Source organism: Heliomicrobium modesticaldum Ice1 (assembly GCF_000019165.1).
Taxonomy (GTDB): domain Bacteria; phylum Bacillota; class Desulfitobacteriia; order Heliobacteriales; family Heliobacteriaceae; genus Heliomicrobium; species Heliomicrobium modesticaldum.
Window position 1 is genome coordinate 99,936 of the sequence record NC_010337.2, and the last position, 13,345, is coordinate 113,280.

The following is a 13,345-nucleotide window of genomic DNA, read 5'->3' on the forward strand; positions in this document are numbered from 1 at the left end:
GGGTCAACAGCAGCCCGTTGCTTAAGAACAACGCCTTGCTTAAAGCGGCACCCTTGCTTAATAAGGCAGCGTCTTTGGATTAAGGCAGCTCCAGTTAAGGCGGCGCCTTTGGGTTAAGGCAGCTCATTAAGGCAGCTCCTTGCTTACAGCTGCGCCTTCAGTCGCCTGGCTGCCTCTTCCACGGCTGCTCGGACAAAGTCAGCAGGGGCGCCAGGCCCATCGCTCGTACCCTCTTCTTGCAGAGCAGTCAGCCTGCATGGCGCAGCAGCTCCTCTATCTGGATGACCCTTTGCGTCGCGCAACTGAAACAGCGCCGAAATGACGGACACCCCACTGCAACCGGTCTTTCTGATCCCGTTCATCGTGCCGGCATTCAGGCCGCCGATGGCCACGACAGGAATATCGATGGCATCGCAAATCGCCTGCAGGCCTGCAAAACCCAGCGGCGGAGCGTCTAATCTTTTTGATGTCGTCGGAAAGACGGGACCCGCCCCGACGTAATCGGCTCCGGCAGCAACGGCAGCCTGCGCCTGGGCAAGATTGCGGACGGTGACACCGATGATCCCTTTGGGCCACATCTGGCGGGCTATCTCAGGCGGGAGATCTTCGGCTCCCAGGTGAACGCCGTCAGCGCCGGCGGCGATGGCGATATCGATGCGATCATTGACAATAAACAGTTTCCCCCAGCGGGAAGCCTTTTCCCGCAGGATTTGGGCGCGGCGCAAAAATTCGCCTGTCGGCATATTTTTCTCTCGCAACTGGATGATATCACAACCGCCGGCGTAAGCCCCATCGGCCATGGCCGCCAGCGTTGCCGCATCTGACGCCTGCTCCCGGCCGATGATGCCATAAAGGATCCCGGCATCTTCCCCGGCTTCGGTGACGCCGGCGACGGCCTTGGCAGCGGGGACGGTGATGGCCCTCGCGGCGGCAACCGGGTCGGCGGCCGTCATGATCGCCGACATGATGGCCACCCCGGCGGCGCCTGATCGACCGATCAAAGGCACTTTATCGGCTGTGATCCCGCCGATGGCGATCACCGGGACGGGAGAGCGACGAACGATTTGGCTCAACACGTCAAGTCCTACTGCTGCCTTGCCCGGCTTGCAAGCCGTTTCAAAGACATTCCCAAAGAGAAAATAGTCCAGAACTGCCCCATCTCCTGATTCCGCCAGCGCCTGTGCTTCTTCAGACGAATGGATGGAACGGCCCAACAACATGCCGGGACCGATAATTGAGCGGACTTTGGAAGGCGGCAGGTCTTCGGCGCCGAGATGAACACCGTCAGCCCCCGCCGCGATGGCGACGGCTGGATTGCCGTTGACGATCAGCGGCACCCCGGCCGGCCGGGTCAGCGCCAGCACAGACTGCGCCAGGTCCAGCAGTTCCCTGCCGGTCAGGTCTTTTTCCCGCAAGATGACTGCCCCAATACCGCCCTCGATCGCCCCGGCGATGACGTCGAGCAGGCTTTTGTCGCTGGGGCAGAGCCTGCGATGGGTCACCAGCACCGGCGGCCACGCCAGGGGTGCGGCTTTCCTCAGCGTTCGCTGGAACAGACCGTATCGACCTATATTCAAGGCGTATCTGCCTGCCCACAGCTCTTCAAGGCACATCGCTGTCGTTCCCCTTTCCTTCCGTCCGATAATAAGTGCAACAGTCGCCCAGCGGACATTCCGCACAGGACGGCCCTTTGGCCAGACAATAGCGATTGCCCAGGCCATCGATCTGGGCGTGGTATTCCTGAAAGAGGTACAGATCCGGTTCCAGTCGCTCGGCAAAAAAGGCCTGCATCTCATCGTAACCGACCTTTTCGGAAAAGTAGCCGAGGCGAGAAAAGATGCGCCGCGTATAGGCATCAACTACGAAAATCGGCTGCTGCGCGCCGTAGAGGATGATGCAGTCGGCCGTCTCTTTGCCGATCCCCTTGATGTCAAGGAGCCGCTTGCGCAACTCCCCCGCCTCCAACGACAACAGGTTTTCCAACCTCCCGCCGTATTCGTCGACGATCCGCCGAGCGAAGCCTTGCAACCGCTCTGCCTTTTGATTGTAGTAACGGGTCGAACGTACCAGGCGGGCCACCTGTTCCCTCGGTGCTTCCGCGAGGGCGCTGATGTCAAGCAAACCTGCTTGCTTCAGTTGCTCGATAGCCGTCACGACGTTCTTCCAGGCCACATTTTGGGTCAAGATGGCGCCGACAACCATCTCCAAGGTTGTATCGGCAGGCCACCAGTGCCGAGGACCGAAATGATCAAGCAGGCGGCGGTAGAGGCGGAGCAGTTCAGCCCGTTGATCGTCCATAACCGTCACCTTCCCAAAGTATAGTAAAAAGCGGGGCAACCCGTCTGGGCACGCCCCGCTCCGGAACACCATTCCGTCGAAGGAGTCTCTTTGCCAAGGCGTAGCGCCTCAGCGTCTTCACTTGCCTTCCTGCTGTTAGCTCTTCGGCGTGATCTTGTCCTTGAAGGTGAACTTGCCGTTTTTCACTTCCACGACGACGGCTGATTTGACTGGGTTATGCTGCGCGTCAAAACTGATCGTGCCGGTGACGGCCTGCAGGTCCTTCGTGGCGCTCAGCGCTTCGCGAACCTTCTCCGGATCGGTAGAGTTGGCGCGCTTGATGGCGTCGACGAGGATCGCCGCAGCGTCATAGCCCAATGCGCCCAAGGCTTCCGGGTTCTCGCCATATTTGGCCTTGTAGGCGGCGATGAAGTCTTGCACGCGAGCGGATTTTTCCTCTTCCGAGTAGTGAGTGCTGAAGAAGGTGTTGTTCAGGTTCTCGGCGCCGGCGATCTTGGCGAGGGTCGGTGAATCCCAGCCGTCGCCGCCGAGGATCGGCAGGGTCATGACCAGTTCGCTAGCCTGCTTGACGATGAAGCCGGCTTCCTCATAATAACCGGGGACATAGATCAGTTCGGCGTCACGGCCCTTGATCCGAGTGAGAACGGAACGGAAATCCTTGTCGCCGGTGACGTAGCCTTCCTCGGCGACAACCTGACCGCCGTTCTTGACAAAGTAGTCCTTAAAGGCTTTGCCGGATCCCTTGCTGTAAGGCGACTGGTTGTCCACCAGGATGGCGGCCTTCTTCAGTTTCAGCGAATCGAGGGCGTATTGGGCCATCACCTCGCCCTGGAAGGGGGCGGTGAAGCAGGCGCGGAAGACGTAGTCGCGCGTCTTGCCTGTTTCGTCGACAGTCACCTCTTGAGCGACAGCCGAGGAGGAGATGACGGGGATCTTTTTGTCATTGGCCAGCTTGACAAAACCGACAGTGGAACTGGAGGCGGCGCCGCCGAGGATGGCGACAACCTTCTCCTGATTGATCAGCCGGGCAGCGACGTTGCTGGCTTCGCCAGCTTCCGACTTGTTGTCAAGGGAGACGAACTTGACCTTCTTACCGAGCAGTCCGCCCTTTTCGTTCAAGTCGTCGATGTAAAGCTTGATGCCGTTGACAGCTGCCGTTCCGTAGGTGGCGTTGCCGCCCGAGAGTTCATAGTTGCCGCCGATGATGATCTCCTTCGCTTCAGGCGTATTTTGAGCCCCTTTCCCGGACGAGCAGCCTGTCAGTACGCTGGAGGCCAGCATACCGACGCTGACGAGCAGGGCCAGGGGGAGCGCCCATCTTTTGTGTTGGGAAGCCATGTGTGTTTCCTCCTCTTTAAGATATCATGCACTATGTTAGCAGATTCTTACTCGCAATGCTACGAGAATCTTGGCTAATACATAGTCTCAGGCGCTTTCACCCATATTACTGCTAGGAGGTGGTTCCATGGAAAGACCGGATGTGGTCTGTGAGGTGTCGACCTGCAACCATTGGTTGCCAGGCAAGATCTGCGGCGCCGCCAACATCGACATTTTAAATGAGCAGGGCGATATGCCAAAGGACTCAAAAGGAACGAAATGTAAGACCTTCAGCAAGCGCGGACTGGGGACGATGGTCGCCTCTCTAGACAATACAAACTGGAGCGGTGTGCTGACGGAAGCCTTCAAATCAGGCAAACAAGCTGTACCGACGATCACCTGCACCGTTCAGAACTGCAACTTCTGGGACGCCGGGAACCGTTGTAACGCTACAGGGATTTATGTGACCGGCAATGGCGCCAACACCGACGCTGAGACAGATTGCCACACCTTTGTCCAACGGGGATCGAACCGGTAAGTCATGTATCTTCAAGCCGCCGTGGGAACCGGCGGCTTGCATATTTTCATCGCGCTGGCAATAAGCTTTTATGAACCCTAACCGTTTTGGGGAGGTGCGCGATGGCCATCATCATCCCTTTTCCCCGCCCCCACCCCGAAGGCCGGTGCGAAGACTGCGCCATGGCTTCCTGGTGTTACGCCGACCCCTCGGATCGGACCTTTGTCAGCCAGGTCCATACAGAGGAAATGACCCGCGCATTGGAGGAATGCCTGGAACGGGTATGGGTGCGAGAAAACCCCAACCTCGAATAGAGGCAGTTTTTTTTCCTGATCGCAAAAAAAAAAGGTTCCTCGCTATTTTGTGTGGGTTGGCAATTACAGAAATGATAAAATGGAGCTATGAACAACAAAGATTTATTCCAATTAGCCCTCGGCTTAACCCCACCATGGTTTGTCTCTGAAGCCCGGTTTAACGCCGAGGCACAAGAACTTCATATTACGATCGACTTCGTACCCGGAAGCTCATTTGCTTGCCCGGCTTGTGCTGAAGCTGGCTGCAAAGCCCACGATACAAAGGAGAGATCTTGGAGACACCTGAACTTCTTTCAGCACAAGACCTTTATCCATGCATCTGTTCCTCGAACGAAATGCGACCGATGCGGGGCAGTCCGTCAGGTAACGGTGCCGTGGAGTCGGCCGGGCAGTGGATTCACCCTGCTCTTTGAGGCCTATGTGATGACACTCATGAAAGAAATGCCTGTTAAATCAGTCGCGCGAATTGTTCACGAACATGACTCGCTACTGTGGCGAATCCTCCACCACTATGTTCATAAAGCTCGCCGAAAAGAAAACCTGTCGACCGTCGAGAAAATTAGCATCGACGAGACGGCTCGGGCGAAAGGGCATAAGTACATCTCGATGGTTATTGATGCCGACACCCGGCGAGTGATATTCGCAACAGAGGGAAAAGGCGCTGATGTTCTTCCGAAGTTTAAAGAAGATTTTCAATCCCACGGGGGTAGTGCCGAGAATATTACTGATGTTTGCATGGACATGTCCCCGGCCTTTATTTCAGGTGTAGAACGACATCTTCCAGAAGCAACGATAACCTTTGACAAGTTCCATGTGATCAAGCTAATCAACGAAGCGGTGGACCAAGTTCGACGGGAAGAGCAAAAGACAATGCCGGAATTAAAAGGAACTCGTTATATTTGGCTTAAAAACAAAAAGAATTTAACGATGAAGCAAAAAGCGATCATGGAAGATGTGCTGACCCAACGTAACTCAAAGACCGCCAAGGCATATCAGCTTCGACTTACCTTCCAAGAAATGTACGAAAAAGATCCTATGGACGCACCGATGTTCTTTAAGAAATGATACTTCTGGGCCACCCATAGTCGGCTAGCGCCTATGAAAGAAGTCGCAAAGACCATGAAACGCAATGAGAAGGGCATCCTGCGCCGGTTTGTCTCTAACATCACAAACGGATTACAAGAAGGAATCAATAGCTTGATTCAAGCAGCCAAGCGTAAAGCGCGCGGGTACCGCTCAGTACGCAACTTCATCTCCATTATATACCTGGTTGCGGGTGGGCTCGATATTTCCGTAGCACCGGCGAACACTTGATACAATTTCAGCAAACAAATGTTCACCCACACAAAACAGCGAAGAACCAAAAAAAATAACCACCTCACGGTGGTTAAGCCAGTGGTCGGAATCGAACCGTTCGGAAAGGATGCCACTGTCCTTTCCAGCACCTGCTCACTGGGATCGTTCTTCTTTGTCTAATACCTTGAACACAATGAAAACAAATGGAGCGGAAGACGAGATTCGAACTCGCGACCCTCGCCTTGGCAAGGCGATGCTCTACCGCTGAGCTACTTCCGCATGGTGCGGTCGAGAGGACTTGAACCTCCACAGCCTTGCGACCACTAGAACCTGAATCTAGCGCGTCTGCCAATTCCGCCACGACCGCGATTTATTAATATTATAATAGAAGATAGCGTTGAAATCCAGTCTAAATTATCTGCTCACCTACATTTTTTCGGCCCCTCAAGATCAAGGCCACCTGTCCGATGGCGGGAATTTATGATATCACGTTCTCACCTAAGCGTCAACCGGGATATTTTGCTTCCCCTGTCTCCCAGTCAAAACTGTAACAGGCAAAGCTTATATCGCTAACAGCAAAGAATGTCAAACCCAAGGCGACGGTCGAGGCATAGGCGGAAGCCGGCGCAGCCTTTCAATGGGCGCGCCGGCTTCCTATATGACTGTCAGGGGGACTGCTCGGTCGATATCAGTAATTGGGGATGTGAATTTCGTAAAATGCTTGGGGGTGTTGGCAGGCAGGGCAGACTTCCGGCGCTTCTGTTCCTTTATGTATGTACCCGCAGTTCCGGCACTTCCACTCGACTACGGTATCCCGTTTGAACACCCGTCCGTTTTTGATGTTATCCAGCAAAGCGAGGAAACGCTTTTCGTGACGCTCCTCCACTTCAGCGATCTCCTCGAAGAGATCGGCGATGTCACTGAAACCTTCCTGACGGGCCGTCTCGGCAAAGCGCTGATACAGATCGGCCCACTCACGGTTTTCGCCTGCGGCGGACTGCTCCAGGTGATCCGTCGTCGCCCCAAGGGCGCTTAAGGCCATATAGAATCGTTTCGCATGCTCTTTCTCGTTTTCGGCAGTTTCAGAGAAGAAACCGGAGATCTGTTGATAACCTTCTCTCGCGGCGATGGCAGCAAAGAAATCATACTTCGTACGGGCTTGGCATTCTCCGGCAAAAGCAGCCAACAGGTTCTTCTCCGTCTCCGTCCCTTTTAATCCGGGCACGTTGGTAATGGTTCTTGTGGGAGACATCTTTCATCCTCCTTATCATTTGATATTTTTAGTACAAGTTTATTGTAAAGGAATCTAAGCGACTTGTCAAAAGATTGCCTAAAAAGCTATTTCTTGAAAATCGCTTCCACAATGCTGTTCAATGGCAGTCGTTGCCTTTTTCTCGGCCTCGTAAGCACCATAGGTAAAAAACGGGGCAGGATGTTAAAAAAAGCAACACAAACAAAAAACCCCCGCTACAATGGGGGTTTGATCATACTTATGGAGCCGGCGACAGGACTTGAACCCGCAACCTACTGATTACAAGTCAGTTGCTCTACCAGTTGAGCTACGCCGGCAAATAAGATGTATTGTTAGGTAAAAAAAGATGCCGTAATTACTACTCATAGTATGGATAACCGGAACTTGAATATTGGCTTAAAGATGCTCTCATGGTCCTATGCCCATTAATTTCAAACTCGCCGTATTTGCTGCGCACAGCCTTACTTTTTCATCAATTGCGGCAGTTCAGGTTATCCTGACTAACCATTTTTTGAATAACTATTGGGACAAAAGTTCTATTCCATTTAAACTAATTTGTTGAGAGATATCTTCTTTCCGTATCTCGTTTATCAGTCTAACAGTTTCATTCATATATTGGTTATGCTCTTTGCCAGATTCAAACTTTATTACAAATGGTGCATCTGATTCCACAAGAATTTTTTCTTTTGGGAGTATAGAAACAATTTTTTTACCTCGATCAGAATTAATCATTTGACTGTTTATCGAAAAAAAGCAACCGAGCTTAATGGCATCCTGTAATGTCTTAATGTCCCCCGTGAACCAATGCATAATAAATTTATTGCTTTTATTACGTACATTACTTCTGAGTATTTCTAAAATGATATCTGCGGAACGCAAACTATGGATTGATATAATTTTATTTCCATACCAATCACATTTATCAATTATATCATTAAATATCCTTATTTGAGCATCTATTGTTTTATAATAGCGTGGTCCTTGATCAATCCCAATCTCGCCAATAAATTTTGCCTCCTCAATGTATTTAAAGAGTATATCTAATTCCTTTTCTCTTTCTGCAATTAATTGAGGATGAAGGCCAAGCGCCACAAATACATGAGAGTATCTGCTACATAGCTCCCGATTTTTTTGATATGCTCGGGGCGTAGTCGTCATTGTTATTATAGAATTTTTATAGTTTTTTGTGTCATCTAAGAATTTATTCATATTATCGAACAAATCCAGATGACAATGAGAGTCTATGTATCGCAAAGCATTCAATCCTTTTTGTTAAGGTTTAGTAGAGACGCAACTTCAAAAAGTCCTCTCGTATACACATCGCACAATTCATGCAAATATTCAGGTTCATGATCTAACGGCCCAGATTTATGTATTAAAAATTCTGATATAGATGGCTTCTTAGTAAGCTTTTGTATTGCAACCTCAAAAGATCGCAGCTGCGCCCCTGTTTCGGTATTATGCAATTGTTTGAGTATATCTAAATCTTCAATGTAATATTGTGTTTTATCGTTTTCCTGACCAAACGCAAAGTTTATAGCTGCTCTCCGAATTATACATGGCACACAATGCCCACAATGCATATGAGTGCTACCACGATATCTATATTTTGTTGGAGCCGAACACGACATTGATATAGGCAGTAAATCAAGTAATAATTCCTTATTTAGACAATCACGTGCCATTTCACCTTTTGTCTTATTCCAATATGGATTTCTTATGGATTTTCCAAGGTTAACTATGCCTAAAATCTCATTCCATAGTTTGAAGTAATACGGATGTGTTGTTCTTGTACTATGAGATCCAACTCTTAAATCATCCAAGGGGACATTTATTGCAATAAGACCATTTTCTGGTACATCCAATATATCTACTTTTGGAAGTCCGGATAATGCAAATAACGCTAAAGATATATATAAAAACGATCTGCTTCTGGTAGTGTTTTCTTTACAGCTTTGACTTACAATATGTTTATTAAAAGACATCCATAAATTTAGTTGAGAAAACGAAATATCCGCATAGTTATTACTCAAAGTATTTATTATTTCTTTCTGATAATTTTTAGTATATCCATCACCTGCATGGCTAATAAATAAAGGAGTTTTCTTCTCTTCCAAAGAGTTAATCGCAAATATCAAACTATCCATTCCGCCAGAAAATAGCGAAACGGTATCATAATCATATAACGATATTATTTTGACCTTCGGGGTTATTTCGTTAACATTAAAATTCCTACTACAATAATTTATATCCCATATATCCCCAGTAAGGAACCTTAACATTTTTTCAAAATGATCTTTTGTGGGTATCCAGACATCAGGATTTGATACAGGCACAACTAAAGAAAACTCTCTTGTCCATGAGTCCTGAGAGTCAATATCACGTGATACACGTGTATCGGCTAAGTATACTAATGTAGCTAATGTTAAGATGTCAAAGCCCAACTCCGATGGAACAACATTTAACTTAAGTAAATACTTAAAAGTTTTTTGAATCCCATATCTTAAATAAGTCGTCTTATCGAGAAAAGGAACACAAATTATTTCTCTGCCAGATTTTGAATAATCTTTAAAAAGTGATTCATCGTAATTATAAAAGCCATAGAATGTATACCTTCTCATTTACTCTTCACCCTCCTCAGCAAGATTTTCCAAAATCGTATAGGCCGTCAAATAAACTCCATCAACAACTTCTCTCGCACGTTCATCGCTTATTTCTTGAAAATCAATACCAAGTCCCGTAATAGCATCACTAACGGTTCCTTTTATAAACTCGCTTAATTGACTCTCAATAAAATTAATTTCATCAATATCATCAGGCAGACGAAAAGTATTTTTCCCTATATCGTTAATTAACCTCTGCATGATAACATTGGAAAAATAAACTTCCATTATTGCTCGAAGCTGCGTTTCATTTATTCCGCTATTTTCTTCAATACCCATCTCTTTGATTAATGGTAACAAATCAATAAATGCATTCCTTGCTATTCCTTCATCAGTCCGTCCACCATCAGGGCAAATGTAATCAACAAGACCCAGAAAAATCTGATCGATCGGCTTTCCTATTAGGTTTTTAAAACCATGCCGCTCTAAAGTTGCATTTTAGACCGTTAGCCGAAATGCTTCCTAAAACACTTATTAATCTGGTACTACTACTTTTTGCAGCACCAAGTCTTTGAGAAGCGTTGGACGCACCTCCTAAAGAATGCCGAACATAGTTAGAGGCTGCTCGATGAAGGCTGCCACTATTTCTGCCTGATGATTTTATGTAGTCTGTAAATTCTTTTCTCGGATATCTAAAACGATCCCTATCACCGGGTGGAGGAAGCGGCTTGTCATCTCCAGGATTATCACCGGGCCCATCATCTACCCATGAGGGAACTAAAGGAGTATTACCTTTTTGTCCAGAGTTGCTATTGGATGTGCCCATACCAATACCTCCGTTACAAATTATTTATATTTCTTTTGGACAGCTTGAGCTATCATTTTTACGGTTGTATTCCCGTTTTTCGCTATCTCTTGTATATATTCACTAAGCTGCCTCTTATAATTATCATCTGTAATACTCTTTTCCCAACCAGAACAAATCCACGCTCCAACTGTAGCTACTGGGAACGTCTTTATGAATTCAATAAGTTTTTGTTGCAATTTTGGATGAAGCTCAACTAGTGCCCTAATCCCATCAATACCTTGTGGAATATTGGAATAGTCAGTATTTTCCTGCACTTTACTACAAATGAGATCAAATATCATTTCTGCATTCGATTGACTCAGTGCACTAATTTCTTTTGTTAACGACGCGATCAACATTCTGCTTCCCATCAATTTTTGAACCAATTCGCGTATTTGTTCTGATTGTACTTGTGTAAGGAAGAAGTCTTTGCGTTCTTTACTTGCAAAATAATAGGGGCGAAGATCCTCTTCCCCAATAAGAGGCTCAATCTTTAACCATTCCAATAATTCTTCATTATTTTCCCACTCCTTGAGTTGGCTTTCAATAGCAGATATGTTTGGAGCTTTAGCATCAAGCCCTTCAGTTTTTTTGTCTTCAGGTATTTCTTGTCCAGACTCCTTCTTGCTTTCTAAATATGCTATAAAAGGACTAGTACCATCTGGTGAGAGATTAGAAGCAATACTCTCATAGATATTCGGAATAAAACGTTCCAGAAGCATCAATTTTGCTAAGCAAGATAATTTGATATCTTCACCATATCCTCGAGCGTGAGCTATATCATACCTGAGCAGGAGTGTATTTATAAACCTTTTAATCTGCCTTGGATTACCTGATGAACGTTTTGAAAGAATACTTGATATTTGATTCGAAATTCTAATCTGTTCTGCTACTGATTGATACTTGTCGTCCCCTAATATGCTCTGGATTTCTGATACTGTTATACCTTCTCCAATCCATGGCCTCTTTATCTTTTCTAGTGCATGTCCTATTAAGCGTGTTATACTTTCGCTATCTGCTGCGTCTAAAGAAGAACTTATCATTAACAATGTTATATATGTCTTGGCCTCAACTTCACCAAGTGCAGGAATTTTAAATGGAACTTGCACAAGTTTTTCAAGATATCTTCTAGAAAACTCTTTTGATATCTCGTTTTCGGGTAAATCGGGGAAATGCTTTTTTACTGCATACTCTATCATTGCCTCATCAGCAGCAATAACAAATGCCGTGGATTTAGAGAACATAAATAGACGAACAGCCTCAAGTGTCTCAATTGCAACTTCGGGTAAGCACCGGTCAAGATCATCTATTAAAACTACCAGTTTACTGATACCTGCTTTTTTCATTAAATCATCAAATGATTTTTGAAACTCTTGGAAAGCAATAGATGTTGATTCTTTAGAAAACAGTTTGGAATCATTAGAGAACTTTCCTAACTTTTCAATGATGCCAGAAACTTTTTCAGGATCTTTAACACCGTCTTTTAGCGCAGTTATAGCATCAGTGATTAATGTCACAGGAGGAACACCAGTTAGAGCTGTGACCGCTATGCTACCGGCACCTTTCGCAACTTTCAACCAATCAATATTCTTCTTAATTTTTTCTATTATATCTTTAGCTTTTTCCTTTAATGAGCGCTCTTCTATCAATGTAGTTACAACGCTTTCCATTAAAGCTATTTTAGCGTCTTCAAACCCTTGATATTTCCATCCATTAAACTTTATACATGCAATTGATTCTTGGGAGGCCAATTCTTCTTTAATCATTTCCAAAACGCTAGATTTTCCAGCACCCCAATCACCGTGGACTCCTATAGTGATCGGTTCATCCTTGTTATCAACTATAAGTTTCACTATTGACTTTGCAATAGGCTTACTATTTATCATATCAATACAGGTTTCATTATCAGATAAGATCATATGATATTACCCTCCCAATTCATTTATTACCCGATTCATATACCCATACAAAAGTTACAATAACCCGCCATACTTTGTTTTCATAACATATTTGACGCTCTTAATCTGTGCATTTTTCGGTTTTCAGTATGTTATGAATTGCAAATGCAATGCCGAAACGGGAAGCCCCTTCGATTTGCCCTTCAGCACAAAGCGTATGAACCCTTATTGCTATAACTGCAAGCATCCCGAACTTCCCATTATTCGCATTATACGAACTTGCTCGAATTCTTTCTGTTGTTCAGAACAACTCTTTCGGTTTAGCATGTTTCTTACATCTACCATCCTTCGGTTTCACAGCATCCTTCGGAATTGCCCAATTGTTCCCAAATCGAACAGCGCCAGGGATCTTTCCTTGAGCGCATAAAACTTGCGCTCTACGCTGCGTGATGCCCCATTTTTCAGATGCTTCTCTTGCGGTCATATAGTCCATAACAACAATCCTTCACAGGAAAATATTACATATTATAATTATATATCGATAACGCGAATAATACAATGAATATATCAAAAAATGATTTGTCTTTTGCCTTTGGCAACTATACTTAATAAAAAGCTTACAATCTGATTACTTTCCCATTCAGCAAATTCGTCGCGGTTTGTATATTGTTTCTGTTCAAAATCGTCAACTAATATTTCGCAAGAATAGCGCTTAATATTTTTGATTACACGGCAAAATTCATGATACGCAATCTCCTTTAGCCATGCCCAGAACCGGTAGTTGCTGTTATATGAGGCAATGTACTGTATGGACTTCAGTGCTGCGTTTTGAATGACATCCTCCTTATCTTCCTTTGTCAAAAATGACCGACAGCTGATGTAAAAAACATAACTTCGGAGGAGTGGATAATTGTGTTCAAACAACTGCTCCAAGGCTGTTGTACCTCCAGATACGCATTGCAAGCTGCCCAGCTTAAACCAACAGGAAAGCGTATATTATGCA

The 13,345-nt window shown here is 46.1% G+C and carries 13 protein-coding genes, 3 tRNA genes and 1 pseudogene; 3 read left to right on the top strand and 14 right to left on the bottom strand.

Going from position 1 to position 13,345, the window contains the following annotated elements:
- Positions 1–143: 143 nt before the first annotated feature.
- From thiE to HM1_RS00515, 3 genes are all read right to left on the bottom strand, one after another.
- On the bottom strand, positions 144–1,613 hold the full coding sequence (gene thiE / locus HM1_RS14225) for a thiamine phosphate synthase (RefSeq protein WP_049753985.1): 1,470 nt from the start codon (positions 1,611–1,613) through the stop codon (positions 144–146).
- Complete coding sequence (locus tag HM1_RS00510; RefSeq protein WP_012281288.1) at positions 1,603–2,298, bottom strand: endonuclease III domain-containing protein; 696 nt, start codon at positions 2,296–2,298, stop codon at positions 1,603–1,605. The genes thiE and HM1_RS00510 overlap by 11 nt, the downstream gene beginning before the upstream one ends.
- A gap of 135 nt (positions 2,299–2,433) precedes the next feature.
- The gene (locus HM1_RS00515) at positions 2,434–3,636 is read right to left on the bottom strand and encodes an ABC transporter substrate-binding protein (RefSeq protein ID WP_012281289.1); all 1,203 of its coding nucleotides are present in this window, start codon (positions 3,634–3,636) and stop codon (positions 2,434–2,436) included.
- A 127-nt stretch (positions 3,637–3,763) separates the two neighbouring features.
- On the opposite strand from HM1_RS00515, the gene HM1_RS00520 reads away from it, so the two are divergent.
- The 3 genes and pseudogenes from HM1_RS00520 (at position 3,764) to HM1_RS14230 (ending at position 5,760) form a co-directional block, all read left to right on the top strand.
- On the top strand, positions 3,764–4,153 hold the full coding sequence (locus tag HM1_RS00520; protein ID WP_012281290.1) for a DUF1540 domain-containing protein: 390 nt from the start codon (positions 3,764–3,766) through the stop codon (positions 4,151–4,153).
- Positions 4,154–4,254: 101 nt separating this feature from the next.
- On the top strand, positions 4,255–4,446 hold the full coding sequence (locus tag HM1_RS00525; RefSeq protein ID WP_012281291.1) for a hypothetical protein: 192 nt from the start codon (positions 4,255–4,257) through the stop codon (positions 4,444–4,446).
- 87 nt (positions 4,447–4,533) lie between these two features.
- Positions 4,534–5,760, top strand: a pseudogene (locus tag HM1_RS14230) (ISL3 family transposase).
- A 186-nt stretch (positions 5,761–5,946) separates the two neighbouring features.
- Here HM1_RS14230 and HM1_RS00540 read toward each other — a convergent pair.
- From HM1_RS00540 to HM1_RS00580, 11 genes are all read right to left on the bottom strand, one after another.
- Positions 5,947–6,021, bottom strand: a tRNA-Gly gene (locus HM1_RS00540).
- Between the two features lies 1 nt (position 6,022).
- Positions 6,023–6,109: transfer RNA gene (locus tag HM1_RS00545), tRNA-Leu, on the bottom strand.
- Between the two features lie 321 nt (positions 6,110–6,430).
- Entirely contained in the window at positions 6,431–6,994 is a 564-nt protein-coding gene (gene rbr / locus HM1_RS00550; protein ID WP_012281292.1) for a rubrerythrin, read from the bottom strand.
- Positions 6,995–7,235: 241 nt separating this feature from the next.
- Positions 7,236–7,311 (bottom strand) — tRNA-Thr (locus tag HM1_RS00555).
- Between the two features lie 202 nt (positions 7,312–7,513).
- Positions 7,514–8,257, bottom strand: a complete 744-nt coding sequence (gene qatD, locus HM1_RS00560) for a Qat anti-phage system TatD family nuclease QatD (RefSeq protein WP_012281293.1) — start codon at positions 8,255–8,257, stop codon at positions 7,514–7,516.
- On the bottom strand, positions 8,254–9,615 hold the full coding sequence (gene qatC, locus HM1_RS15435) for a Qat anti-phage system QueC-like protein QatC (RefSeq protein ID WP_012281294.1): 1,362 nt from the start codon (positions 9,613–9,615) through the stop codon (positions 8,254–8,256). The genes qatD and qatC overlap by 4 nt, the downstream gene beginning before the upstream one ends.
- Positions 9,616–10,059, bottom strand: coding sequence for a Qat anti-phage system associated protein QatB (gene qatB, locus HM1_RS00565; protein WP_335324180.1), 444 nt, complete (start codon positions 10,057–10,059; stop codon positions 9,616–9,618). It abuts the gene before it with no gap.
- Between the two features lie 7 nt (positions 10,060–10,066).
- Positions 10,067–10,423, bottom strand: coding sequence for a hypothetical protein (locus HM1_RS15440; RefSeq protein WP_148207039.1), 357 nt, complete (start codon positions 10,421–10,423; stop codon positions 10,067–10,069).
- Between the two features lie 20 nt (positions 10,424–10,443).
- Positions 10,444–12,363: a Qat anti-phage system ATPase QatA gene (gene qatA / locus HM1_RS00570; protein ID WP_012281296.1), complete on the bottom strand. Its 1,920-nt coding sequence runs from the start codon at positions 12,361–12,363 to the stop codon at positions 10,444–10,446.
- A 280-nt stretch (positions 12,364–12,643) separates the two neighbouring features.
- Positions 12,644–12,835: a helix-turn-helix domain-containing protein gene (locus tag HM1_RS00575; protein WP_041313015.1), complete on the bottom strand. Its 192-nt coding sequence runs from the start codon at positions 12,833–12,835 to the stop codon at positions 12,644–12,646.
- Positions 12,836–12,909: 74 nt separating this feature from the next.
- Positions 12,910–13,275: a sigma factor gene (locus HM1_RS00580; RefSeq protein ID WP_012281297.1), complete on the bottom strand. Its 366-nt coding sequence runs from the start codon at positions 13,273–13,275 to the stop codon at positions 12,910–12,912.
- Between the last annotated feature and the right edge of the window lie 70 nt (positions 13,276–13,345).